Here is a 24,088-nt window from a genome sequence, read left to right as displayed (position 1 = left end):
CGGCCGGTCAGTCGAGCGGCCCGCCGGCCACGTAGACGACCTGGCCGGAGACGAAGCCGGCGGCCTCGCCCGCGAAGAACGAGATGGTGTTGGCGATGTCCTCCGGGGTGCCCACCCGGTTGACCGGGATCTGGGTGGCGGCGGCGGCCTTGAACGCCTCGAACTCCATCCCGATCCGGGCCGCGGTGGCGGCGGTCATCTCGGTGGCGATGAAGCCGGGGGCGACCGCGTTGGCGGTGATGCCGAACTTGCCGAGCTCGATCGCCAGGGTCTTGGTGAAGCCCTGCAGGCCGGCCTTGGCGGCGGAGTAGTTGGCCTGGCCGCGGTTGCCCTGGGCGGAGGAGGAGGACAGGTTGACGATCCGGCCGAACCCGGCGTCCACCATGTGCTTCTGGCACGCCTTGGTCATCAGGAAGGCGCCCTTGAGGTGCACGTCCATCACGGTGTCCCAGTCCGACTCGGACATCTTGAACAGCAGGTTGTCGCGCAACACCCCGGCGTTGTTGACCAGCACCACCGGGGCGCCCAGCTCGGCGGCGATCCGGTCCACCGCGGCCTGCACCTGCCCGGCGTCCGAGACGTCCGCGCCGACCGCCAGGGCCCGGCCGCCGGCCGCGGTGATCAGCTCGACGGTCTCCTGACCGGACTTCTCGGTCAGGTCCACCACCGCCACCGCGTAACCGTCGGCGGCCAGCCGGAGCGCGGTGGCCGCGCCGATACCACGAGCCGCGCCGGTGACCACCGCGACACGAGGTGAACTGCTGTGCTCGGTCATGTTCGTACTCGTCTCTCTCAGGAGGGTGACAGGAAACCGTGACCTTGACCCCGAGGGGCTCGGGAGGCCGCTCCGGCGGTCAGATTACCGACCGGTAGGAATGCTGACCAGAGGACAGAGCCGCAGGTGACGGAGGGTGAGGGTGGCCAGGCGCGGCAGTTGTGCCGATCAAGTGGACGTGAGCGCGACATACGGCGGAAATATGCCAACTTCGCCGAACAAACATCTACTATTGGCCCCCGCCTGCCGGTACGGGCCGACCGTTTGTATAGTGTGCGCCAGCAGCCACCGGCTGCACGGCTGGCGCGCCTACCCTCACAGCGGGACGCTCACTCGCCGTTACTGCCCCGCCCGGGTGTCCCACACACACCGGGTGTGACATCGGGACGGATTTCATGGTGCTGGGGGAGATCCCGACGACCCGCGTGACCGGTCGGCTGCAGCAGTCGCCCGGACACCTCATCCGCGTGGCCCAGCAGGTGCACACCCGCCTCTGGTCCGAGCATGTCGGCAACGAGTTGACGGCGCCTCAGTTCGCCGTCCTGCTCGCGCTGGCGCTCGAACCAGGAGCGGATCAGCGCACCGTCGGCGAACGGGCCTCGCTCGACAAGGCCACGATGGCCGAAATGGTTGCCCGGCTGGTCCGGCGCGGCCTGGTGCTACGTCGCCGCGACCCTGCTGACGGTCGCCGCAAACTGCTCGCCCTCTCGCAGAACGGAGCCCAGGCGGTCCGGGAGGCGACCGGCGGAGTCGTCCGGGTGCAGCGGACGCTCTTCGAGCCGCTCAGCCCGGACGAACAGCTCGAACTGGTCCGGGTGATGGCCAAGATCGCCCGGCTGGAGCCCGCGGCGGTCGCCGCGCTGACCGATGCCCGCCCGCTGCTGGACGCCCAGCGCGCGGTCGGCTATCTGATCCGGGTCAGCCAGCAGGTGCACACCAAGCTCTGGTCCGACCAGGTCGGCTCCGATCTGACGGCGCCTCAGTACGCGGTGCTGGACGCGCTGGAGGCCGAGCCGGGCGCCGACCAGCGCACGGTCGGCGAGCTGGCCTCGTTGGACAAGGCCACCATGGCGGAGATGGTCAGCCGCCTGGTCCGACGCGGTCTGGTGCTCCGCCGCCGCGACCCGCTGGACGGGCGGCGCAACCTGCTCTCGCTCTCGCCCGCCGGGCAGGAGCTGCTGCACCGGTCCTCCGCCGGAGTGCGCGCGGTGCAGGAACTGCTGCTGGCTCCGCTGGAGCCGCACGAGCACGCCGCCGCGATGGCGCTGCTCGCGAAGGCGGCCCGGCTGTAACGATTCACCAGGTGCCATGGACCTGGCAGGAACGATTTGCCAGCTCCGGCCGCACCGGCAGGACCCGCACGGCCGACGGCCGCCACCCCATCCGCAGGGGGTGGCGGCCGTCGGCATGTCGGGTGTCAGCTCCAGTCGAAGGACTGCGGGTCCGGGCCGAGGCGCTTGCCGGTCTCCAGGGCCGCGATCGCGGTCAGGTCGTCGGCGTCCAGCTCGAAACCGGTGACGTCCAGGTTCTCCACGATCCGGGACGGGGTGACCGACTTCGGGATCGCGATGATCCCGCTCTGCAGGTGCCAGCGCAGCACCACCTGGGCCACCGTCCGGCCGTGCTTCTCGGCGATCTTCACCAGCGCGGGCTCGGTGAGCAGGTCCTTGCCCTGGCCGAGCGGGCTCCAGGCCTCCGTCGCGATGCCGTGCTCCGCGTGGTGGGCGCGCAGCTCGTGCTGCGGGAAGTGCGGGTGCAGCTCGACCTGGTTCAGCACCGGCACCAGCCCGCTCCGCTGGGCCAGCGCGTCCAGCTGGACCGGGCCGAAGTTGGAGACGCCGACCGACTTCGCGCGGCCGTCGGCGGCCAGCTTCTCGAAGGCCGTCCAGATGTTGCCGAAGCTGCCGTGCATCGGGCGCGGCCAGTGGATCAGGTAGAGGTCGACGTACTCGAGCCCGAGCTTGGCCAGCGAGTCGTCGAACGCGCGCAGCACCGCGTCCTGGCCCTGTTGCCCGGACCAGTCGACGGTGCCCGAGTTCCACAGCTTGGTGGTGACGTACAGGTCCTCGCGGGGGACCCCGGCCGCCGCGATCGCCTTGCCGGTGCCGGCCTCGTTCTCGTAGATCGCGGCGGTGTCGATGCTGCGGTAGCCGGCCTTGATCGCCGTCTCCACCGCCGTCGCCGCCTCGTCGTCGGCGACCTGCCAGACGCCGAAGCCGAGCTGCGGGATGGTCCGGCCGTTGTTCAGGGTGATGCTCGGGATGGTGCTCACGGGGAAGGGGTGCCCTCCGGATCGTCCAATGCTGCCGACACAGGACCAACTGGTGGACTTGACCAGTTGTTCCCGGATGCCGGGAATTCACCGGAAATGACGTCTCCGGGCGGCAACGCCCACCCTGACGTGCGGCCGGCCCGGAAAACCTGTTGCGGTCGCGGTGTGACCCCCAACACACTCGATGTCCATGACGTCGTGACGGACATTCCCCCGGTATCCCCTCCGCCGCCCCGCCCGCCCCGCCCGCCAGTGATCCGGGCCGGGCCGGGCCGGGCCCGGGCCGTGCGCCCCTGCCCGAACCATCCCGCATCGGAGCGTCATGCCGCTCACCACCCTGCCGATGGCCGACCCCGGCCGTCCCGATCTCGACTCCCCGCTCGCCTTCCTGCGCTGGCTCCAGCGCAGCCAGCGCCGCGGCCAGTGGCTGGCCACCCTCTGGGGGGTGGTGGAGATGGGCGCGATGGCCGCCCTCCCGGTGGCCCTCGGCCTCGGCATCCAGGCCGCCGTCGACCACCGCACCGGCGGCGTGTGGCAGGCCGGCGCGCTGGCCGTGCTGCTCACCGCCGTCCAGGCCACCGGCAGCGTGCTGCTGCACCGTCAGGCGGTGTGGAACTGGATCACCTCCGCCGCCCAGACCCGCCAACTGGTGGCCCGGCAGGCCAGCGCGCTCGGCGCCGGCCTGTCCCGCCGGATCGCCACCGGCGAGATCGTCGCGGTCAGCAGCGGCGACGTGGAGAAGATCGGCTGGTACGTCGAGCTGGTCGCCCGGGTCCGCGCCGCCGTGCTGGTCTGGCTGGCCGTCAGCCTGGTGGTGCTGGTCCAGCAGCCGCTGCTGGGCGCCGCCGTGCTGCTCGGCGTCCCGGTGCTGGCGGTCTCCGTCCTGCCGCTGCTCGGCCCGTTCGAGCGCCGCTACAGCGAGCAGCGCGCGCTCGGCGGCAAGGCCACCGAGCTGGCCGCCGACACCGTCGCCGGGCTGCGCGTGCTGCGCGGCATCGGCGGCGAGGAGCTGTTCCTGGAGCGCTACCGGCGGGCCTCCCAGCTGGTCCGCGGCGCCGCCGTCCGGACGGCCAGGGTCTGGGCGCTGATGCAGGCTCAGCAGGTGCTGCTGCCCGGCCTGTTCGTGGTCGGGGTCACCTGGTACGGCGTCGAGCTGGCCGCCGACGGCCGGATCGGCGTCGGCGAGCTGGTCGCGGTGTACGGTGCGACCGCCTTCCTGGCCGCCCCGCTGCGGATCCTCGGCGAGGCCGCGCACGCCTGGAGCGTCGCCCGGGTCTCCGCCGGGCGGGCCACCCGGGTGCTCGCGCTGCGGCGCACCGCCGACGAGTCCGGGCTGACCGCCACGCTGGCCGCCCCGGGCCGCTCCGACCTGCACGACCCGCTCACCGGGCTGACCGTCCGGGCCGGCCGGCTGACCGCCGTGGTCTGCGCCGACGCCGGCACGGCCGACGAGCTGGCCACCCGGCTGGGCGGCCACGTCCCGCTGGCCGAAGGCGAACTCCCGACCCCCGCCGTCCGGTTGGGCGGGATCGAGCTGGACGCCGTACCGCTGGCCGAGGCCAGGGCGGCGGTGCTGGTGCACGACAAGGAGCCGGTGCTGCTCTCCGGCACGCTGGCCGAGCTGTTCGAGATCCCGTCCTCCGGCCTGGTCACCCCGGCCGAGGCGATCGCCGCCGCGCAGGCCGAGGACGTGCTGGACGCCCTGGTCGACGGCTCCCCGGAGGCCGACGGCGACCCGATGCGGGCGCTGATCACCGAGCGCGGCCGGTCGCTCTCCGGCGGCCAGCGGCAACGGCTGGCGCTGGCCCGGGTGCTGGTGGCCGACCCGCCGGTGCTGGTGCTGGACGAGCCGACCAGCGCGGTGGACGCGCACACCGAGTCCCGGATCGCCGCCGCGCTGCGCGGCATCCGGGCCGAGCGGACCACGGTGGTGCTGGCCACCAGCCCGCTGCTGCTCGACCAGGCCGACACCGTGGTGCTGATCGACGGCGGCCGGGTCACCGCCATCGGCACCCACCGCGAACTCCTGCACACCGCCCCGCACTACCGGGCCGTGGTCACCCGCGAGGACGACCAGGCCGCCGTCGCCGTCGAGGAGAAGGTATGAAGCCGCCCACCATTCAGGAACGCGGCCCGGCGACCATGCTGCCGGTCGGCTCACCCGCCACCGTGCGGGCGTACGTCCGGCTGCTGGCCCGTCGGCACCTCGGGGGCTTCGGCACCGTGGTGGGGCTGCACACCGTGGCCACGCTGGCCGGGCTGGTCGGCCCCTGGGTGCTCGGCTCGCTGGTCGAGGACCTGAGCGCGGGCACCGCGCGGGGCAGGGTGCTGTCGACGGTCGGCTGGTACCTGGGCGCGCTGCTGGTGCAGTCCGCGTTCACCGGCTGGTCCCGGCTGCGCGGCGGCGTGCTCGGCGAGGAGGTGCTGGCCGACCTGCGGGAGGACTTCCTGGTCCGCTCGGTGGCGCTGCCGCCGGGCGTGCTGGAGCGGGCCGGCACCGGCGACCTGGTCTCGCGCGGCACCACCGACATCGACCGGCTGTCCAAGTCGATCCGCGAGGCGGTGCCCGAACTCGCGGTCGCCCTGGTCTCGCTGGTCCTGGTGCTCGGCGCGCTGGTGGTGACCTCGCCGCTGCTGGCGATCACCGTGGTGGTCGCGCTGCCGCTGATCCTGACCACCTCGCGCTGGTACTTCCGCCGGGCCCCGCAGTCCTACCGGGCCGAGTCGGCCGGGTACGCGGCGGTCAACACCGTGCTGGCCGAGACGGTGGACGCGGGCCGGACGGTCGAGACGCTCCGGCTCGGCACCGACCGGGTGGAGCTGACGGACCGCAAGATCGGCGAGTGGCAGGCCTGGGAGCGGTACACGCTCTGGCTGCGCTCGGTCTGGTTCCCGACGGTGGAGGCGACGTACGCGATCGTCATCATCGGCACCCTGGTGCTCGGCGGGCTGTTCACGGTGCAGGGCCGGCTGACGGTCGGTGAGCTGACCGCCGGGGTGCTGTACGCCCAGGCGCTCACCCACCCCGTCGACCTGATCCTGCGCTGGTACGACGAGCTCCAGGTCGGCCAGGCCTCGCTGGCCCGGCTGGTCGGCGTCCGGGAGGTCGAGGACCCGGAGACGGACGAGTCCGCCACCCCGGACGGCCGCCGGGTGGAGGCCACCGACGTCCGGTTCGGCTACCGGGCGGGCGCCGACGTGCTGCACGGCATCAGCCTGGACGTGGCGCCCGGCAGCCGGGTCGCGCTGGTCGGTCCCTCGGGGGCGGGCAAGTCCACCCTCGGGCGGCTGCTGGCCGGCATCTACGCTCCCGGCCGGGGCACCGTCACGCTGGGCGGCACCGCGCTGGCCCGGATGCCCGCCGAGCGGGTCCGGGCCGAGGTGGCGCTGGTCAACCAGGAGCACCACGTCTTCGTCGGCACGCTGCGGGACAACCTGCGGCTGGCCAGGCCGGAGGCGGACGACACCGAGCTGCGGGCCGCCCTGCTGGCGGTGGACGCGGGGGAGTGGGCCGACCTGCTGGCCGACGGTCTGGACACCGAGGTCGGCTCGGGCGGGGTGGCGCTGACGCCGCCCCAGGCGCAGCAGCTCGCGCTGGCCCGGCTGGTGCTGGCCGATCCGCACACCCTGGTGCTGGACGAGGCCACCTCGCTGCTGGACCCGCGCGCGGCGCGGCACCTGGAGCGCTCGCTGTCCCGGGTGCTGGCCGGCCGTACGGTGATCGCGATCGCGCACCGCCTGCACACCGCGCACGACGCGGACGTCATCGCGGTGGTCGAGCGCGGCCGGATCAGCGAGTACGGCTCGCACCACGAGCTGGTCACCGCCGACGGGCCGTACGCGGCGCTCTGGCGGAGCTGGCGGGACGAGCACTGAGCCACCGTCAGCAGGGCGCGCCGAGGGTGAGGACCGTGACCGGGGCGGTGGTGGCGACCGCCGCCACGGCGACCCGCTGACGGTCCGTCCACTCCCGTAGCCGGACGTCGTCCTGACCGGCCTTCAGCAGGGCCTCCCGGCGGACCCAGAGCCGGAGCTGCGCGGCCCCGGGGTCGGGCTGGGCGGCGGCCTCCCGCAGTTCGGCCTCGGGCAGCATCCGGCGCAGCACCCGGAGCGGGCCGGGGCGGCGGCCGGCCGGCTCCACGTCGACGCCGACCGCACCGGGGCCGACGGCGGCCGCGGCCAGCCCGTCGGCGTGGCTCAGGCTGACGCCCACCCCGGGGCGGCCCGGCAGATAGGGGCGGCCGTGCCCGGGCCGCTCGCACTCGGCGCAGAACTGCGCCGGGGCCGACTCGGCCGGCGTCCGGCCGGTGTACCGGGCGACGCACAGCCGCAGCAGCAGCCGGGCCGCCAGCACGTCGTCGCGGCGGCCCGGCAGCCGGATCCGGGCCAGCCGCCGCAGCTCCCAGTCCGCCAGCAGACCCTCGGTCAGGTCCGGCCGGTCCAGCACCTCCCGGGTGGTGGCCAGCACGGCGAGGGCCGTCCGGGCCGGCGCCGGACGGTCAGTCACGCGCGGGGGCTCCACCGGCGGCCGCGCCGGAGGTGCTCAGGAAGCGCTGCCGCACCCGGTCGAGGGTGCGGAAGTCGTCGATGGTGACCTCCTGGAGGTCGATGCCGGTGCCGGAGATGTCCTCCAGCAGGTCGACGAACTCCAGGAAGTCCATCGAGTCGATCAGGCGGGCCTCGATCAGGTCCTCGTCGGTCTCGATCGGGCCGTCCAGGCCGGGGTTCTTCTCGTGCAGCCAGGCGGCGATGCGTTCCACAGGTACTCCTCGGTCGGTGCGGGGTTGGGCGGGTGGTTCAGTTCCGGGTGTCCCGGAGCCGGTCGAGCGCCTGCTCGGGGCTGCCGTGGGTGAGGATCATCGCGTGCACCCAGCGCTCCAGGCCGAAGGCGACGCAGGCGCTGTAGGCCGGGCCGTGCGAGCCCGCGCGGATGTCCAGTCGCTCGCCGAAGAAGTTCCGGTGCCGGTTGACCGAGGCGATGGCGGTGCCGTCGGTGGCGACGAACTCGTGCTTGACCGGGTCGAGCGCCATCAGCCGGGCCCGGGAGCTGCCCTTGTCGTAGAACGGGTCGTCGGCCACCACCCGGTTCAGCTCCAGGCCCAGCCGGCCGGCCAACTCCTGGACGAACTCGGCGCCCTGGTCGAGGTGTTCCACCGCGCCCTGCTTGGTGCCGAGGTACAGCACCTCGCGCATGTGGAAGCCCCACAGCCGGCGCAGGCCGTCGTAGTGGGTCTCGTTGCGGAAGCAGCGGCCGCTCGCGGAGAGCCGCAGACCGTGCTCGCCGACGTCCCGGCCCTCCAGCGAGAGCAGCAACCCGTAGCAGGTGGCGGAGGGCAGCAGGTGGCCGGTCGGCAGCAGCGCCAGCTCGCCGGGCGCCTGGCCGGCCGCCAGGCCGTCCAGCGCCTCCGGGCCGAACCGCCCGGTCGAGACACCGAGATGGGGGAAGTTGCGGAAGTAGTCGAGCCGGGTGAGCCCCGCCGCGGTGAGCAGCGGTGGTCCCATCACCTCGGGGGCGGCGAGTCGGGCGGCCAGGCCGGTGATCAGGCCCTCCAGCCCGTGCAGCAGGGCGGTGCGGACCGGGTCGAGGGTGAGCAGGCCGGGGCCGGCGTCCTTCAGGCCGCCGTCCGGCAGGGCCGCGATGCTGGATGTGCTCATGGGAACCGCTCCCTGTTGGGGTGGGCAGGTGTGACGGCGTCGGCCGGGCGAGCGGAGCGAAGTCGTGGCGGTGCGACCGCGGCGGGGCCGGACGTCCGTGGAGACGGCCGCCGTCGACCGCGCGGCGCAGCGTCGGATCCGACTGGTGCTCCGTCAAGGACGAGGGCTGCGTGTGGCGACCGTAATCCAGTTGATCGCGAATTGTCTAGACCAGATCTGTCGACCGAACGGCCATTGTCGGTAAGGTCTTTCGGGCAGTCGGGGCTGCCCGTCCGGCCGGTTCGGACCGGGCTTGACGTGCGCCTATGGTCTACACCAATGTTGCCGGGCAGTGCGCCACCCCGCACCGAACCGCGCCGTCGCGCGCCGCTCCCGTCGGCCGCCCACCGCTGCACCGCCTCCCCGACTCCCCTTCTGGAGCGACCGATGATGACGACACCCGCCGCGAACCACCGCGCACGCCGCCCCCGGCTGCACCGGGCGGCGTCCGAGCTGCCGTACTTCAGCGCGGACGGTGAGGCGTACCTGGCCCAGACCACCCTGCGCGAGCTGAAGAAGTCCCGGCCGCTGCGGGTGCTGTCCGAGGCGGACTTCGCGCACTGGCAGACCTACGGATACGTCGTCGTGCGGGAGGCGATCCCGGCCGCTGCGGCGCGCGAACTGCTGGACTTCACCTGGGACTTCCAGGGCCTCGACCCGGAGCGGCCGGACAGCTGGCACCAGGACCGGCCGTTCCGCTCCGAGCTGGACCGGCAGCTGCACGTCTACGGCTTCGTGGAGGCGTACCACCACCAGCTGCTCTGGGACAGCCGGCAGGCCCAGCGGGTCTACGACGCCTTCGTGGACGTCTGGGACTGCGAGGAGCTGTGGGTCACCCTGGACCGGCTCAACCTCAACCCGCCGAACCGCGGGAACCGGGACCGGGCGCTGATCGAGCCCACCGACCGGGGCTTCGACATCGAGCTGCACTGGGACATCGACACCACGCTCGGCGTGCCGCCGCAGCGGGTGCAGGGCATCATCGCGCTCAACGAGACCCGGCCGGAGTCGGGCGGGTTCCAGTGCAACCCCGAGCTGTTCCGCCGGTTCGAGGAGTGGCGGGTCGGCAGCCCGGCCGACCGGGACCCGCTCCGCCCCGACGTGGACCGGGCCGAGTTCCCGGTGGTCCGGCCCGAGTTGCACCCCGGCGACCTGCTGATCTGGAACGGCCTGCTGGCGCACGGGGTGGCGCGCAACACCTCGGCGGACCAGGTGCGCGCGGTGCAGTACCTGTCGATGATGCCCGCGCTGGAGGAGCACGAGAAGCTGCGGCGCTCCCGGGTCGAGTCCTGGCGCAACCTGCGCACCCCGCGCTGGAACCGCACCCTGGTCGGGGACCCGGTGCGGCCCGAGTCGGAGCGCTACCCCACCGCCGAGCTGAACCCGCTCGGCAGCCGCCTGCTCGGACTCACCTCGTGGGCCGACCGGGACGCCCCGGCCGACGGGCAGAGCGGAGCCCCGGCGTGCGCCGTGTCTGTCTGACCCTGCCCACCGACCGGGCCTGTGCCGGGACCATCGCGGCGGTCGCGGCGGAAGCCGCCTACGGCGCGCGGGAGTTCGGCGTCGAGGTGCACCTGCTGATCCTGGACTCCGCGGCCGCCCCGGTGCTCGCCGAGCACCGGGCGGCGGTGGCCGCGCTGCCGCCGGCCCCCGGCGTGGTGGTCCACCACCTGGACGAGCAGGCGCAGCGCGACTTCCTCCGGTGGGCGATCGACCGCTCCGGGGTCGCCGGGCCGGACCGGGTGCTCGACCTGATGCTGCCCGCCGGGGTCTCGTACGGCGCCTGCACCAACCGGGCCTTCCTGATCGCGGAGGCGCTGGGCTGCGAGTCGGTCCACCGCCGCGACTCCGACAGCCGCTACCAGCAGCTGGACGGGGCACCGGTGTTCCCGATCCACCCCGAACTCACCGCCCTGGGCAGGCCGGCCACCGAGGTGGCCGGCCTGGTCTCCCGGAGCAGGCTCGACCCCGGGTACGCGCACCGGCGGGTGGCCCTGGTCGGTGCCTCCTTCATCGGCGCGATGTCGGTGGACGTGGCGGAGATCCGCGCCCTCGATCCGGACGTCTACCAGGAGGTGATCGGCCTCTCGGTGCCCGCCGGCTACCCGGAGATCTGGCGCCGGAACCTGATCGAGGAGTCCTTCCGGGGTGCCGGGACCGCCCCGTTCACCGCCGACCGGACCATCCTCACCAGCGTCAGCCCGACGCGGGTGGACATGTGCAACCTCGGCCTGGCCCGGGAGGTCTACGGCCGGGTGCCGCTTCCACCGGCCACCGACACGATCGGCAGCGACTACTTCCTGCTGCACCTGGTGCAGGACGCGCACCTGCCCGGCGTCCTGCACAACCGGCACATCGTCAACTACCACACCGGCGAACGCCGTTCCGACGCCGGCTTCCTCGCCTACCAGGAGCGGTTCGCCAAGTTCCTGCTCTCCACCAGGTACTTCGAGGCGGTGTACGCCCGGCTGGCCGAGGCCGGCGAGGCGCTGCTCGACGCCGAGGGCCTGGTACTGGCCCCGGTGGTCGCCGGGTTCGTCCGGGACAGCACCGGGCTGGACCGGGCGGCGGGCGCCGAACAGCTCGACGTGCTCGACCGCTGCTACCGCAAGCTGGCCGGCCGCTGGGCCGCGGCGGCGGACCGCTTCGCCGACCGCCGCGAGCGGCTGCTCGACCGGGCCCGGCAGGACATGGCGGAGTTCGCCGTCCTGATCGACGCCTGGGAGCCGCTGGTCCTGGCCGGCCGGAGCGAGGGGCTCGCGGGCGTGCGGTGAACCCTCCTGCCCCGGACCGGGGTCCGCCCGGCCACCCCGACCCGAGTGAGCGAGCTTCCGTGCGACCGACGAACACCCACACCGTCACCGTCCCGTACCGGGGCGGTGCGGAGCGCCGCGGCCCCGTGACGATGGGTCAGGCCAACATGATCCGCTGCATCCTGCGCGACGACCCGGCGCAGATCAACATCCACGACGTCTGGCCGGCGCCCGCCGGGGCCGGTCTGGACGCGGCGATCGACGCCCTGCGGGCCCTGGTGGTCCGGCACGAGGCGCTGCGCACCACCTTCCCGCCGGGCCCGGCGGCGGTGCCGGCCGAGCAAATGGTGGCGGCCGAGGGCGAGTTCACCGTCACCGTGCTCGACCACGACGAGCTCCCGGCCGCCACGACGCCGTACGCCGACACGCTGGCCGACCTGGCCCGGGCCGAACGCTTCGTGCTGGAGCGGGAGTTCCCGCTGCGGATCACCCTGGTCACGCTGGCCGGCGCGCCGGCCTTCGCGGTCGTGGTGTCCAGCCACGCGGTGGCGGACGGCAGCGCGCTGGCCGTCCTGCGGGAGGAGTGGCAGGCCCTGCTGGCCGGGGAGAGCCTGCCGCCGGTGACGGCGCTCACGCCGATCGACCTCGCGGTCGAGGAGGCGTCCCCGGCCGGGCTGCGGAAGTCCCGGGCCTCGCTCGCTCACTGGGAGCAGATCATCCGCACCGGCCCGCAGGCGATGTTCGCCGAACCCGCCGCCACCGGCGCCGAGGTGCGGGCTCCGCAGCTCACCCTCAGGTCGCGGCGGGGCGCCCGGGCGCTGGCCCGGGTGGTGGAGCGTACCGGCAGCCTGCCGGCCACCGTGCTGCTGACCGCCTGGTGCGCGCTGGTCGCCCACCGGGCCGGCCAGCGCACCTGCGTGGTCGCCGTGCCGACCTCGAACAGGTTCACACCCCGGCTGGCCCGCTCGGTGAACACGGTGTCCCAGGACGCGCTGCTCTCGCTCGACCTCCGGGAGCCGTCGTTCGACGCGCTGCTCCGCCGGGCCTGGGGCGCGGCGCTCAACGCCTACCGGCACAGCCAGTTCGACTCGCTCGCGCTGTGGGAGATGATCGGGCGGACCACCCACGAGCGCGGCAGCCGGTTCACCCGCGACGTGGTCTTCAACGACGTCAGCACGCTGCCGTCGACCCAGGCCGGGACAGCCGTCGGGACGGCCGACGGGCCGGACCCGGAGCTCAGTTGGAGCCAGGGCCAGGACCTGCCGACCCGCATCCTGGCTTTCGTCTTCCGGACCGACCCGGTGCTCCACCTCGGCATGTGGGCCGACCCCGCGCTGTTCCCCCGGGAGCAGGCGGAGGGCTTCCTCGAAGGGCTGGTCCGACTGCTGGAGGCGGCCGCCGCCGAGGACGTCCCGTTCACCTCGCTCACCGAGGTCACCGGGGTGCGCCCGGTCGAGCGCGGCCCCGACTGGCAGCAGGTGGACGGCTGTTGGGTCTCGCCGCCCGCCGTGGCGGACGCCCTGCGGCAGGCGGTCGGCGGCCTGCCGGTGCACGTCGCCCCGGCGGCGGACGAGACCGGCGGCCTGACCGCCTACGTCGCCGCCGGCGGCTCCGCGCTGACCCCGGCGCAGGCGCACGCCGCACTGATGGACCTCCTGCCCGGCCGCCCCGGGGTACTGGCTCCGCGCCGGTACGTGATCGTCCAGGACCCGCCGAGCCCGGCGGACCGGACCAGCGACTGGCTCCGGCAGCAGATTCTGAGCGAAGGGAACGGCCGGGAACGGTCGATGTGACATGACGATGGACGACCTGAGAGTCGAGCGGGAGCCCGTCGCGCTCCCCAGCCCGTGGCGGTCCGGCCGCTTCCGGCTGTTCTTCACCGCCCGCAGCACCTCGCTGCTGGCCGACGGCATGCTGATGGTCTCGCTCACCACCGCCGTGCTGGGCGCCGGGTACGGGGCGGGCGGCGTGGGCTACGCGCTGGCCGCCTGGATGGCCCCGATCGTCCTGCTGGTCCTGTTCGGCGGCGTGCTGGCGGACCGGTTCACCCCGCAGGTGATGATGGTCGGCGCCGACGTGGTGCGGATGGTGGCGATGCTGGCGCTCGCGGGGCTGCTGGCCGGCACCGACGTGCGGCTGTGGCACGTGATGGCCCTGCTGGCGCTCAGCGGTGCCGCGACCGCGATGTTCCAGCCCGGGCTGGCGAGCATGATCCCGCAGGTCGCCGAGGACATCCAGCGGGCCAACGCGCTGCTGCGGATCTCCGAGGCGATCTGCACCCTGCTCGGCCCCGGCCTGGCCGGCCTGCTGGTGGCCTACTGGGACGTGGCGGGCTCGTTCGTGGTCATCGCGCTGGCCTACGCGTGCAGTGCCTTCGGCCTGGCGCCGCTGCGCAAGCTCGGCACCGCCCCGGAGCGGAGCGAGGAGTCGATGTCGCGCCGGCTGGTCACCGGCTGGCAGGAGTTCCGCTCCCGGTCCTGGCTGTGGGGGGTCATCGCGGTCTGGGCGGTCTACGGTCTGTTCGTCTTCGGCCCGGCCCTGCCGCTCGGCGCGGCGCTGCTGACCGAGCAGCACGGGGCCAGCGGGTACGGCTGGATCGCCTCCGCCGACGGCGCGGGCACCATCGTCGGCGGCCTGCTCGGGATGCGGGTCCGGCCCCGCCGGCCGCTGGTCGCGGGTGCCTGCGCGATGTTCTTCTTCTCCCTCAACCCGCTGGCCCCGGCGCTCGGCTGGAACTTCGCGCTGACCGCCTTCACCGGTGTGCTGGCCGGCTGCGGCTTCGCCTTCTGGGGCGTCATGTGGGCCACCAGCGTGCAGTCGCACATCCCGCTGGCGGTGCTGAGCCGGGTCTCCGCGTACGACGTGGCCGGCTCCATCATGGTGATCCCGCTCGGCCGGGCGCTGGCGGGGCCGGCGGCCGACCGGTTCGGTGCCGACCACGTGCTGCTGTTCTCGGCGGCGGTCGGCATCGTGTGCATCGGGGTGATGCTCGGCGTGCCCGCCGTCCGCGCCCTGGGCCGGGCACCGGAGGCCGCCGCCGACGCCTGACCGGGCGGGGGACCATTCGGGTGGGTTTCGCCGGCCGGGCGGCGGGGGTCCGGGGCGCCGGTGAGGAGGCGGCGCAGACTCCGGGGGTGACCAAGACTTCTGGCGGTTCCTCAACTCCCTCCGGGGGCGGCAAGCGGAGCGAGATCGCGGGCATCCCCACCCGCGCGATCGCGATCGGCGCGATCGTGGTGCTCGCGGTCTGGTTCCTGCTGGCCAACCTGAACAAGGTGAAGATCCAGTTCTGGGTGTTCACGGTCAGCGCGCCGCTCTGGATCGCCCTGCTGGCCACCCTGCTGGCCGGTGCCGCGCTCGGCTGGCTGCTGAAGGGCCGACGGAGCAGGTGACCGCCCCCGCAGGCTTCACCCCGCTGATCGAACTCAGCGGGGTGAACAAGCACTTCGGCGAGCTCCACGTGCTCAGGGACATCGACCTCACGGTCGGCCGGGGCGAGGTGGTGGTGGTGATCGGTCCGTCCGGCTCCGGCAAGTCCACCCTCTGCCGGGCGATCAACCGGCTGGAGCAGATCGAGACCGGCCGGATCACCATCGACGGCGTGCCGCTGCCCGAGGAGGGCAAGGGCCTCGCACAGCTGCGGGCCGAGGTCGGCATGGTGTTCCAGTCCTTCAACCTGTTCGCGCACAAGACGGTGCTGCAGAACGTGATGCTGGCCCAGATCAAGGTCCGCAAGCGCGGCAAGGCCGAGGCGGAGGCCAAGGCGCACGCGCTGCTGGACCGGGTCGGGCTGGCCGAGCAGGCCGCCAAGTACCCGGCCCAGCTCTCCGGCGGGCAGCAGCAGCGGGTGGCGATCGCCCGGGCACTGGCGATGGACCCGAAGGCGCTGCTCTTCGACGAGCCGACCTCGGCGCTCGATCCGGAGATGATCAACGAGGTGCTGGATGTGATGCGCGGCCTCGCGCACGAGGGGATGACCATGGTGGTGGTCACCCACGAGATGGGCTTCGCCCGCTCGGCGGCCAACCGGGTGGTGTTCATGGCGGACGGTCAGATCCTCGAGGACCGCGTCCCGGAGGACTTCTTCGGCGCTCCGGAGACCGACCGGGCCAAGGACTTCCTCTCCAAGATCCTGAAGCACTGAGGGGGCGTCGTGCAGCGTCCGATCCTCAAGCGTCCGGTCCTCACCGCCGTCCTGCTGCTGGCGCTGGCCGCCTGCGGCAAGCCCGGCACCCCGCCGCCCAAGGGGCCGCAGGCCAGTGCCCTGCCCAGCTACCAGGTCGGCAGCAGCGACGCCGGGCAGGGCTCGCCGACCCTGGCGGCCGCCCGCAGCCGGGGGCACCTGGTGGTCGGGGCCAAGGAGGACCAGCCGTACCTGGGGCAGAAGAACCCGGCGGACGGCACGTACTCCGGCTTCGACATCGAGATCGCCAAGATGGTCGGCGCCGACCTCGGCTTCGCGCCCGGGCAGATCCAGTTCCGCACCATCGCCTCGGCCAACCGCGAGACCGCGCTGCAGAACGGCCAGGTGGACTACTACGTCGGCACCTACACGATCAACGACAACCGGAAGAAGCTGGTCGGCTTCGCGGGCCCGTACTACATCGCCGGGCAGAGCCTGCTGATCCGGGCCCAGGAGAAGGGCATCGACGGGCCGGCGGACCTGGCCGGCAAGAAGGTCTGCTCGGCCGCCGGTTCCACGCCGTACCAGCGGATCCAGCGCGACTACCCGAAGGCCGACCTGGTCGGCTACGACACCTACTCGGCCTGCGTGGACAACCTGATCACGGGTCAGGTGGACGCGGTGACCACCGACGACACGATCCTGATGGGCTACGCGGCGAAGGCCCCGGACGAGCTGAAGCTGACCGGGCAGCCGTTCTCCCAGGAGCCGTACGGGATCGGGACGCCGCGCAGCGACCCGGTGCTGCGCAACGCGATCGACGACGCGCTGCTGCGGCACGAGCAGAACGGCGACTGGAAGGCCGCCTACGACGCCACCCTCGGCCTGTCCGGGGTGCCCGCGCCCACCCCGCCGCCGATCGACCGGTACTGAGAGCGGAGGCCGCGTGAAGGTCCTGACCGACAACCTCTCCACCTTCTGGGAGGGATTCCTCGGCACCCTGGAGCTGACCGGCGTGAGCGCCGTGCTCGCGCTGCTGCTCGGGGTGCTGACGGCGAGCTTCCGGGTCTCCCCGGTGAAGCCGCTGCGCACGGTGGGCACCGCCTGGGTGACGGTGCTCCGGAACACCCCGCTGACCCTGCTGTTCTTCGCGGTGCTGCTCGGACTGCCGCGGTTCGGCGTCTCGCTGCCGTTCTTCACCTTCGCGGTGATCGCCCTCGGCTGCTACACCTCGGCCTTCGTCTGCGAGGTGCTCCGCTCCGGCATCAACACGGTGCCGGTCGGGCAGGGCGAGGCGGCCCGCAGCCTGGGCATGACGTTCGGTCAGACCCTCAACCTGGTGGTGCTGCCGCAGGCGTTCCGCTCGGTGGTGGCACCGATGGGGAGCGTGATGATCGCGCTGGCGAAGAACACCGCGATCGCGGGCTCGTTCAGCGTGGTGGAGCTGCTCGGCACCTACCGGACGCTGAGCGAGCTGGGCTACAGCATCATCTGGACCTTCCTCTGGATCGCGGCCGGCTACCTGGTGATCACGCTGGCGATCAGCGCGGTCTTCAACCTGATGGAACGACGACTGGCGGTGTCCCGGTGAGTGCCTCCGCGCTGTACGACGTCCCCGGCCCGAAGGCGGCCGCGCGGCACCTGCTGTACGGCGTCCTGACCACCGTGGCGCTGGCGGCGGTGGTCGGCTGGGTGGTCTGGAAGCTGTTCGACACCGACCAGTTCACCTACCAGAAGTGGATGCCGTTCGAGTACCGGGGCATCCAGGAGCTGCTGCTGCGCGGCCTGGGCAACACGCTCAAGGCGTTCGCGCTGACGGCCGTGCTGGCGCTGCCGTTCGGGGCGCTGTTCGCGGCCGGGCGGCTCTCCGACCACCGGGTGGTGCGCTGGTTCGCCACCCTGGTGGTGGAGTTCTTCCGGGCCATGCCGCTGCTGGTGATGATCTTCTTCATCTTCGTCGCGATGCAGGTGCAGCCGCTCTGGGCGCTGGTCGCCGGGCTGACCCTGTACAACGGCTCGGTGCTGGCCGAGGTGTTCCGGGCCGGGGTGCTGGCGGTGCCCAAGGGGCAGCGCGAGGCGGCCTTCGCGCTGGGGCTGCGGAAGACCCAGGTGATGGCGTACGTGCTGGTGCCGCAGGCCAACCGGGCGATGCTGCCGAGCATCATCAGCCAGCTGGTGGTGGCGCTCAAGGACACCTCGCTCGGCTTCCTGATCACCTACGAGGAGTTCCTGCACGCGGGCAAGCTGATCGCCACCAACCTGGACTACGACCTGCCGTTCATCCCGGTGGTCATGGTGATCGCACCGGTCTACATCGGGATGTGTCTGCTGCTCTCCTGGCTGGCCCGCTGGGTCGAGCAGCGCGGCCGCCGCAGCCCGAAGATCAAGGGCGGGGCACCGATCGCGAAGGCCGGGGTGGCGATGGGGCTGCCACCCGAGGCGCGGTGATCCATTCGATCCGGCGAACCACCGCTCCCGGACCCCAAGTTGTGCTTATCATTCGGGGGTGTTCGACTCCCGGCACATCAGGACCTTCCACGAGGTGGTCACGGCCGGCTCCTACTCGGCGGCCGCCCGGGCCCTGGGCTACACCCAGCCGGCCATCACCCAGCAGATGAAGGCGCTCGAACGCGTCGTCGGCGTACCGCTGTTCACCCGGGCCGGGCGCGGACTGCGGCTGACCGAGGCGGGCGAGGCACTGGCCCGGCACGCCGAGGTGATCCTCGGCGACCTGCGGGCCGCGCAGCAGCAACTCGGCGCGCTGGCCCGGCTGCGGGCCGGGCGGGTCCGGGTCTGCGCGTTCCCGAGCGCCAACGCGACGCTGATCCCGGCCGCGATGGCCCGGCTGCTGGCCGAGCACCCCGGCGTCCGGGTGGAGCTGCTGGAGGCCGAACCCCCGGAGTCGGTCCAGCGGTTGCTGCGCGGCGAGTGCGACATCGCGCTGGCCTTCCACTACCCGGGGGCCCCGGTCGAGGTGCCGCCCGAGCTGGTCGAGACACCGCTGATGGAGGATCAGCTGACCGTGCTGCTGCCGGTCGGCCACCCCCTGGCCCGGCGGCACGCCGTCCGGCTGACCGACCTCACCGAGGAGCGCTGGATCGCCGGCTGCCCCCGGTGCCGGGCCAACCTGCTCCAGGTCTGCGCGGCCCAGGGCTTCGCCCCCGACGTGGTGTTCACCACCGACGACAACCTGGCCGTGCAGAGCCTGGTGGCCGCCGGGGTCGGGATCGCCCTGATGCCCGCGCTGGTGCTCTCCTTCATGTGCCACCGCAAGGTCACCGGGCGGCTGGCCGAGCCGCACGTGCGGCGCAAGGTCTCCGCGTACGTGCTGCGCGAGCACCTGCGGATCCCCGCCACCACGCTGGTGCTGAACGAGCTCAAGGCGGCGGCCGCCGCCCGGGTGGGGTGCTGAGCCACCCGGCCGGATCCATAAGCGGGAGCTGACGGAACGCCAAGGAACTGTCGTTGGACGCCCGCTCGGGCGCGCCCGCACGATCCTGGCATGACAACCTCCGCCGCGTTACCCAGGGTCGTCCGCACCGAGCGGGCGGACGAGCTGGTCGCCGAGCTGCGCCTGGCCGTCGGCCGGGGCCTGCCGCCGGACCTGACCGCGCACCTGGCCGCCGAGTGCCTGCTGCCGCACCTCGGGGCCCGCGACCTGCTCACCGGCCCGCAGCAGACCGGCGACCCCGCGTGCTACCGCCAGCACCTGCTGCACGCCGAGCCGGACGGCAGCTTCTCGCTGGTCGCACTGGTCTGGCTGCCCGGCCAGCACACCACCGTGCACGACCACCTCGCCTGGTGCGCCACCGGTGTGCACCTGGGCGAGGAGACCGAACGCCGCTACCGGCTGGTCCCGGACGGCCGGACGGCCCGCCTGGTGGCCACCGGCGACGTGGTCAACCCGAGTGGTACGGTCTGCGGCTTCGCCCCGCCCGGCGACATCCACCGGGTCCGCAACAGCGGCACCGGCACCGCCGTGTCGCTGCACGTCTACGGCGCGGACCTGGCCCGGCTCGGCAGCAGCATCCGCCGGGTCTACCAACTGCCCACCGAGGGCTGACCGGTGGCGCTCCCGCTGCGGGCCGTGGCGCACCCGGTGGTCCCGGCCGGACTGCGCCGGAACGGTCCCGGACTGGCGCTGGCGGCGACCGGGGTGGCCGCCGCCTGGGGACTGCACCGGGTGCTGCCGGCCGTGCCGCTGCTGACCGCCGCCGTACTGCTCGGGGTGACGGCCGGTCAACTGCCCGCCCTGCGACCGCTGGTGACCGGCCCGGCGAAGGCCGGACTGGCGCTGGCCGCCAGGCGGTTGATGCGGGCCGGGATCGTGCTGCTCGGGCTCAGGCTCGGCCTGCGGGACGTGCTGGGGCTCGGCTGGGCGACGGTCCTGATGGTGCTGGCGGTGGTGGCCGCGACCTTCGCCGGCACCTGGTGGCTGGGCCGTCGGCTCGGCCTGCCCGGGGACCAGCCGCTGCTGATCGCCACCGGGTACTCGATCTGCGGCGCCTCGGCGATCGGCGCGGTCGGCCAGGCGACCGGCAGCGACGAGGAGGACATCGCCACCTCGTGCGCCCTGGTGACCCTCTGCGGCACCCTGGCGATCGCCGTACTGCCGCTGCTGCAGGGCCCGTTGGGCCTGGACGCGGGCGAGTTCGGCCGCTGGGTGGGCGCCGGGGTGCACGACGTCGGACAGGTGGTGGCCACCGCCCAGACCGGTGGTCCGGTGGCGCTGCGGGAGGCGGTGCTGGTCAAGCTGATCCGGGTGGCGATGCTGGCCCCCCTGGTGGCCGGGGTCGCGATGAGCCGGCGCCGGCTCGGGCGGTCCGCCGGGACGGCGCGGCCGGCGGTGGTGCCGCTGTTCGTGGTCGGGTTCCTGGGGATGGTGCTGCTGAACAGCGCCGGGGCGCTGCCGGCGGCGGGGCTCGTGGTGGCGGGGCACGCGCAGGAGCTGCTGCTGGCGGCGGCGTTGTTCGCGCTGGGGAGTGCGGTGCGGCTCGGCGCGCTGGCGCGGACGGGTGGGCGGGTGGCGCTGCTGGGGCTGGCCGCCTGGGTGCTGATCGCCGGGGCGGCGTACGGGGGAGTCCTGCTGACCGCCTGACGAATGCCTTTCGCAGGGCGCTCGGTTGCACTGACCAGGGGCTCGGGGAACTGCGACGGTTCGTGGCCGGCGGGTATCACTGCGAAAGTCCCTGACCACCTACGCGACGATCGCCTGTTCCGAGCCCGGCGTCGCAGTTCCCCGAGCCCCTGACCGTAGATGCCGGAGCGCTTGCCTGAGCGATCGGCGTACTAGAGTCGGTCGGGTACGACCGCGCCCGGCGACTCGGAGGACCCCAGTGATGACCGTGCTCCCGGAGCGGGACGGATTCGACGCTCCCGTCACAATCGACCGGCGTGAGGGGCCGTACGGGGAGGTGGCGTTGCGGCGGCGGGGCGGGCACTACGAGATCATCGCGAACGGCTGCTTCCTGATGGACACCGCCGACGGCCGGTCCGAACGGCTGTTGGTCCAGGCGGCGTTGGACGAGCTGACGGTCGAGCGGCCGGCCGTGCTGATCGGTGGCCTCGGGGTCGGCTTCTCGCTGGCGTACGCGGCGGCGGAGCCGCGGTGGGTGCGGATCGCGGTGGCCGAGCGGGAGGACGCGATCATCGACTGGCACCGGACCGGACCGCTGGCCGCGTTCTCGGCGAACGCCCTGGACGATCCCCGGGTGACGGTGCTGCACGGGGACCTGGTGGCGTACCTGGCCGCCGAGGGCGAGCGGTTCGACGCGCTCTGCCTCGACATCGACAACGGCCCGGACTGGACGGTCACCGAGGCGAACTCCGGCCTGTACGGCCCGGCGGGGCTGGCGGCGGCGCAGCGGCGGCTCAACCCCGGCGGGGTGCTGGCGGTGTGGAGCGCACAGCCGTCCGCAGGCTTCGAGGAAGCACTGCGGACGGCCGGGTTCGTGGAGGTGCGCACCGAGCAGATCCCGGTGTCGCGCGGCGTGCCCGACGTGGTGCATCTGGCCCGCCGCGCCTGACGTCATCTCAGGCCGGTGTCCACGGCGGTCATCAGTTCGCCGTTGGTGGTGTCACCGTCGAGCGACCAGAGCATCGCCCCCGCCAGGCCCTGGGACTTGATCCAGGCGGTCTTGCGGGCGATCTCGATCGGGTCGTCGTAGGTGTAGAGGACCGTGCCGTTGTAGATGTAGGCATGGCCCGCCACCGGGTCGCGGTAGATGGTGTAACCACCGCCGGAGGCCATGGTCTTGAGCTTGTGGTAGTCCTCGTACCCGTTCTCGTAGGTGCCCGGGGCCGGCCCGGTCGCGGACTGGAACAGACCGTTGGTGGTGCCGCGCGGCACCCCGGTCCAGCCCCGGCCGTAGAACGGGATGCCCAGGGTCAGCTTGCTCTTCGGCGCCCCGGCCGCCAGGTAGGCGTTGATGGCGATCTCGGAGCTGAACTGGCGGTCCGGGGTGCTCGGGTCGCCGGCGGCCAGCTTGATCGAGGACTGCTGGTTGGTCTGGTTCTCCCAGGCGCCGTGGTAGTCGTAGCCCTGGATGGTGGCGAAGTCGAAGGCACCGAACAGGCCGGGCACGTCGATGCCGACGTTGACCTTGGCCGGGTCGGCCGGGAGGAAGGCGCTGAGGGTGTACTTCTTGCCGGTGGTGGCGGTCAGCGCGTCCAGCTGGCGGCGGAACTCCTGGGCCAGCAGGGTGTAGTTGGCCTTGTCCTGCGGCCGGATGACGTTACCGAGGTGGCCGTCCGAGCTGGGCCACTCCCAGTCCAGGTCGATGCCCTCGAAGATGCCCGCCGCCGAGCCCGCGCCGCCGCGGCCGTCGATCACCGGCAGGTTGCCCTTGATGTACATGTCGATGCAGGAGCTGACCAACGCCTTGCGCGAGGCGTCGGTGAGCGAGGCGTCCGAGAACCACTTGCTGTAGGACCAACCGCCCAGCGAGATCTGCATCTTGAGGTTCGGGTACTTGGTCTTGAGCTGCTTCAGCTGGTTGAAGTTGCCGGCCAGCTTCTGGTCCCAGGTGTCGGTGGTGCCGGCCACCGAGCTGCCCGCGTCCCAGCCCTTGCCGAAGTCCGCCCAGGCGTCACCGGCACCGTCGCCGGCGTTCGGGTCGGAGTCGTTCCCGGCCGCCTTGTTGGTGATGAAGCACTGCTTGCTGCTCGGGTTGATGTTGGCGAAGGCGTAGTTCAGGTGGGTCAGCTTCGCCGCCGTGCCCGAGGTGTCCAGCTGCTTCACGCTGTAGCCGCGGGCGTAGATGCTCCACTGGGTGAAGTAGGCGATCTTCAGCGCGTTGGGGTTGACCACCTCCTTGGTGGTCCGGGTGCTCACCGGGCTGGAGGAGACCGAGGCGTTGCCCGCCGCGTCGCGCGCCTTGACGGTGAAGGTGTAGTCGGTCTCCGGGGTCAGACCCGAGACCACCGCGCTGGTGCCGGTCACCGTGGTGGCCAGGGTGGCGCCGTTGTAGACGTCGTACGCGGTCACCCCGACGTTGTCGGTGCTGGCGGCCCAACCTAGCGCCACCGACCGGGAGTCGGGGTTGGCGGTCGGGGTGCCCGGCTTGGTCGGCGGCTGGGTGTCCGGCTGCGGCGGGGTCACCACGACCTGGACCGGACCGGCCGCCACCGAGCGGTTGCCCGCGGCGTCGAACGCGACCACGGTGAGGTTGTAGGTGCCGGCCGGCAGTCCGGAGATGGTGCTGCCGGTGCCGGACACGGTGGCCAGCTTGGTGCTGCCGTTGAACACGTCGTAGCCGGTCACCCCGACGTTGTCGGTGCTGGCGGTCCAGGAGAGGGTGATCGAGCCGGCGCCCGGTACGGCCTGCAGGTTGCCCGGCGTGCTCGGGGCGGTCTGGTCGCCGCCGCCGGCACACGGGTTGCCGTTCAACTTGCAGTTGAGCAACGGGGCGTAGGCGCCGGAGTAGGCGATGTTGAAGCCCAGGTTGTACGAGGCGCCGGGGGCCAGTGAGCCCGCCCAGCTCGGGTTCTTGACCGTCACGTGCGAGGCGGCGGTGGTGTAGGTGGCGTTCCAGAGCGAGGCCACCGTGTTGTTGGCGGGCAGGTCGAACTCGAGGGTCCAGCCGTTCATGGCGGTGGTCTCGTTGTTCTTGATGGTGTAGCTGCCCTCGTAACCGGAGCCCCAGTCACTGCCCTTGGCGAAGGTGGCGGTGGAGGCGGCGGCCTGGGCGATCCCGCCCGGCAGGGCGACCGCGATGAGCGGGGCGATCAACGCCCCTGCGGCGAGCAGGGGCAGGCTGAACCGACGTCTGCGCATGGATGAGCTCCTGTCCAGGGAGCGGGCGGCCGTCCGGCCGGAGCGCTCCCTACCTGTGGGGAGGTGGCGGTGCCAGGTGCAAAGGTGCTGCGCGCTCCGGCTGTTGACGTGCTGGGGGCAGCGCGGAGCGGGGCCGCCGGGCCGTCGGGTTGCCGCGGAGATCCTGTGACAGGAGCGTAGGGACGTCGATGGGTAC

General features: G+C 72.9%; 22 protein-coding genes. 16 read left to right on the top strand and 6 right to left on the bottom strand.

Annotated elements, in window-relative coordinates; translation table 11 throughout:
• Positions 1–7: 7 nt before the first annotated feature.
• The gene (gene fabG / locus OHV05_RS05275) at positions 8–775 is read right to left on the bottom strand and encodes a 3-oxoacyl-ACP reductase FabG (protein ID WP_403042246.1); all 768 of its coding nucleotides are present in this window, start codon (positions 773–775) and stop codon (positions 8–10) included.
• 467 nt (positions 776–1,242) lie between these two features.
• Between fabG and OHV05_RS05270 the strand changes: the two genes are divergently transcribed.
• The gene (locus tag OHV05_RS05270) at positions 1,243–2,067 is read left to right on the top strand and encodes a MarR family winged helix-turn-helix transcriptional regulator (protein WP_350674895.1); all 825 of its coding nucleotides are present in this window, start codon (positions 1,243–1,245) and stop codon (positions 2,065–2,067) included.
• Between the two features lie 125 nt (positions 2,068–2,192).
• On the opposite strand, the gene OHV05_RS05265 is transcribed toward OHV05_RS05270, so the two are convergent.
• Positions 2,193–3,047 carry an aldo/keto reductase gene (locus OHV05_RS05265; protein WP_405016576.1) on the bottom strand — a complete coding sequence of 285 codons (855 nt, stop codon included), beginning with the start codon at positions 3,045–3,047 and terminating at the stop codon, positions 2,193–2,195.
• 322 nt (positions 3,048–3,369) lie between these two features.
• On the opposite strand from OHV05_RS05265, the gene OHV05_RS05260 reads away from it, so the two are divergent.
• Positions 3,370–5,154, top strand: a complete 1,785-nt coding sequence (locus OHV05_RS05260) for an ABC transporter transmembrane domain-containing protein (protein ID WP_405016575.1) — start codon at positions 3,370–3,372, stop codon at positions 5,152–5,154.
• Positions 5,151–6,923: an ABC transporter ATP-binding protein gene (locus tag OHV05_RS05255; protein WP_405016574.1), complete on the top strand. Its 1,773-nt coding sequence runs from the start codon at positions 5,151–5,153 to the stop codon at positions 6,921–6,923. Before OHV05_RS05260 ends, OHV05_RS05255 begins: the two co-directional genes overlap by 4 nt.
• 7 nt (positions 6,924–6,930) lie before the next feature.
• Here the strand turns inward: OHV05_RS05255 and OHV05_RS05250 are convergent, their stop codons facing one another.
• Genes OHV05_RS05250 through OHV05_RS05240 form a run of 3 tightly spaced genes read right to left on the bottom strand, consistent with a single transcriptional unit; the run spans position 6,931 to position 8,702 of the window.
• On the bottom strand, positions 6,931–7,554 hold the full coding sequence (locus tag OHV05_RS05250) for a 4'-phosphopantetheinyl transferase family protein (protein ID WP_405016573.1): 624 nt from the start codon (positions 7,552–7,554) through the stop codon (positions 6,931–6,933).
• A complete protein-coding gene (locus OHV05_RS05245) occupies positions 7,547–7,807 on the bottom strand; it encodes an acyl carrier protein (RefSeq protein WP_405016572.1) in 261 nt (86 codons plus the stop codon). Before OHV05_RS05245 ends, OHV05_RS05250 begins: the two co-directional genes overlap by 8 nt.
• Positions 7,808–7,844: 37 nt before the next feature.
• Positions 7,845–8,702: an aminoacyl--tRNA ligase-related protein gene (locus OHV05_RS05240; protein ID WP_405016571.1), complete on the bottom strand. Its 858-nt coding sequence runs from the start codon at positions 8,700–8,702 to the stop codon at positions 7,845–7,847.
• A gap of 429 nt (positions 8,703–9,131) precedes the next feature.
• Between OHV05_RS05240 and OHV05_RS05235 the strand changes: the two genes are divergently transcribed.
• The 13 genes from OHV05_RS05235 to OHV05_RS05175 all read left to right on the top strand — a co-directional run bounded on the left by OHV05_RS05235 (position 9,132) and on the right by OHV05_RS05175 (position 21,643).
• Positions 9,132–10,223, top strand: coding sequence for a phytanoyl-CoA dioxygenase family protein (locus tag OHV05_RS05235; protein WP_405021392.1), 1,092 nt, complete (start codon positions 9,132–9,134; stop codon positions 10,221–10,223).
• Complete coding sequence (locus tag OHV05_RS05230) at positions 10,205–11,515, top strand: DUF6271 family protein (protein WP_405016570.1); 1,311 nt, start codon at positions 10,205–10,207, stop codon at positions 11,513–11,515. Before OHV05_RS05235 ends, OHV05_RS05230 begins: the two co-directional genes overlap by 19 nt.
• Positions 11,516–11,574: 59 nt before the next feature.
• Entirely contained in the window at positions 11,575–13,287 is a 1,713-nt protein-coding gene (locus tag OHV05_RS05225) for a condensation domain-containing protein (RefSeq protein ID WP_405016569.1), read from the top strand.
• 1 nt (position 13,288) lies between these two features.
• Positions 13,289–14,542 carry an MFS transporter gene (locus tag OHV05_RS05220; protein ID WP_405016568.1) on the top strand — a complete coding sequence of 418 codons (1,254 nt, stop codon included), beginning with the start codon at positions 13,289–13,291 and terminating at the stop codon, positions 14,540–14,542.
• A gap of 86 nt (positions 14,543–14,628) precedes the next feature.
• Complete coding sequence (locus OHV05_RS05215) at positions 14,629–14,886, top strand: lipopolysaccharide assembly protein LapA domain-containing protein (protein WP_403042221.1); 258 nt, start codon at positions 14,629–14,631, stop codon at positions 14,884–14,886.
• 23 nt (positions 14,887–14,909) lie between these two features.
• Positions 14,910–15,638, top strand: coding sequence for an amino acid ABC transporter ATP-binding protein (locus tag OHV05_RS05210; RefSeq protein ID WP_405021391.1), 729 nt, complete (start codon positions 14,910–14,912; stop codon positions 15,636–15,638).
• Between the two features lie 9 nt (positions 15,639–15,647).
• Entirely contained in the window at positions 15,648–16,550 is a 903-nt protein-coding gene (locus OHV05_RS05205) for a glutamate ABC transporter substrate-binding protein (protein ID WP_405016567.1), read from the top strand.
• Between the two features lie 13 nt (positions 16,551–16,563).
• Positions 16,564–17,208: an amino acid ABC transporter permease gene (locus tag OHV05_RS05200; RefSeq protein WP_403042217.1), complete on the top strand. Its 645-nt coding sequence runs from the start codon at positions 16,564–16,566 to the stop codon at positions 17,206–17,208.
• Entirely contained in the window at positions 17,205–18,065 is an 861-nt protein-coding gene (locus OHV05_RS05195; RefSeq protein WP_405016566.1) for an amino acid ABC transporter permease, read from the top strand. The genes OHV05_RS05200 and OHV05_RS05195 overlap by 4 nt, the downstream gene beginning before the upstream one ends.
• Before the next feature lie 58 nt (positions 18,066–18,123).
• Positions 18,124–19,029: a LysR family transcriptional regulator gene (locus OHV05_RS05190; protein ID WP_405016565.1), complete on the top strand. Its 906-nt coding sequence runs from the start codon at positions 18,124–18,126 to the stop codon at positions 19,027–19,029.
• A 90-nt stretch (positions 19,030–19,119) separates the two neighbouring features.
• On the top strand, positions 19,120–19,680 hold the full coding sequence (locus tag OHV05_RS05185; protein WP_405016564.1) for a cysteine dioxygenase: 561 nt from the start codon (positions 19,120–19,122) through the stop codon (positions 19,678–19,680).
• A gap of 15 nt (positions 19,681–19,695) precedes the next feature.
• Positions 19,696–20,715 carry a YeiH family protein gene (locus OHV05_RS05180; RefSeq protein ID WP_405021390.1) on the top strand — a complete coding sequence of 340 codons (1,020 nt, stop codon included), beginning with the start codon at positions 19,696–19,698 and terminating at the stop codon, positions 20,713–20,715.
• A 241-nt stretch (positions 20,716–20,956) separates the two neighbouring features.
• Positions 20,957–21,643: a spermidine synthase gene (locus tag OHV05_RS05175; protein ID WP_405016563.1), complete on the top strand. Its 687-nt coding sequence runs from the start codon at positions 20,957–20,959 to the stop codon at positions 21,641–21,643.
• Between the two features lie 2 nt (positions 21,644–21,645).
• On the opposite strand, the gene OHV05_RS05170 is transcribed toward OHV05_RS05175, so the two are convergent.
• The gene (locus tag OHV05_RS05170; RefSeq protein ID WP_405016562.1) at positions 21,646–23,892 is read right to left on the bottom strand and encodes a glycosyl hydrolase family 18 protein; all 2,247 of its coding nucleotides are present in this window, start codon (positions 23,890–23,892) and stop codon (positions 21,646–21,648) included.
• Between the last annotated feature and the right edge of the window lie 196 nt (positions 23,893–24,088).

This window comes from Kitasatospora sp. NBC_00070 (assembly GCF_045041205.1).
Taxonomy (GTDB): Bacteria; Actinomycetota; Actinomycetes; order Streptomycetales; family Streptomycetaceae; genus Kitasatospora.
The sequence above is the reverse complement of the archived record's forward strand: the minus strand, read 5'-3'. Positions and strand labels throughout refer to the sequence as shown.

Excerpts from the sequence above, each read along its gene's own strand:
- fabG (WP_403042246.1), bottom strand. The coding sequence starts at position 775 with ATGACCGAGCACAGCAGTTCACCTCGTGTCGCGGTGGTCACCGGCGCG.
- OHV05_RS05260 (WP_405016575.1), top strand. The coding sequence starts at position 3,370 with ATGCCGCTCACCACCCTGCCGATGGCCGACCCCGGCCGTCCCGATCTC.
- OHV05_RS05255 (WP_405016574.1), top strand. The coding sequence starts at position 5,151 with ATGAAGCCGCCCACCATTCAGGAACGCGGCCCGGCGACCATGCTGCCG.
- OHV05_RS05240 (WP_405016571.1), bottom strand. The coding sequence starts at position 8,702 with ATGAGCACATCCAGCATCGCGGCCCTGCCGGACGGCGGCCTGAAGGAC.
- OHV05_RS05235 (WP_405021392.1), top strand. The coding sequence starts at position 9,132 with ATGACGACACCCGCCGCGAACCACCGCGCACGCCGCCCCCGGCTGCAC.
- OHV05_RS05220 (WP_405016568.1), top strand. The coding sequence starts at position 13,289 with ATGACGATGGACGACCTGAGAGTCGAGCGGGAGCCCGTCGCGCTCCCC.
- OHV05_RS05185 (WP_405016564.1), top strand. The coding sequence starts at position 19,120 with ATGACAACCTCCGCCGCGTTACCCAGGGTCGTCCGCACCGAGCGGGCG.
- OHV05_RS05175 (WP_405016563.1), top strand. The coding sequence starts at position 20,957 with ATGACCGTGCTCCCGGAGCGGGACGGATTCGACGCTCCCGTCACAATC.
- OHV05_RS05170 (WP_405016562.1), bottom strand. The coding sequence starts at position 23,892 with ATGCGCAGACGTCGGTTCAGCCTGCCCCTGCTCGCCGCAGGGGCGTTG.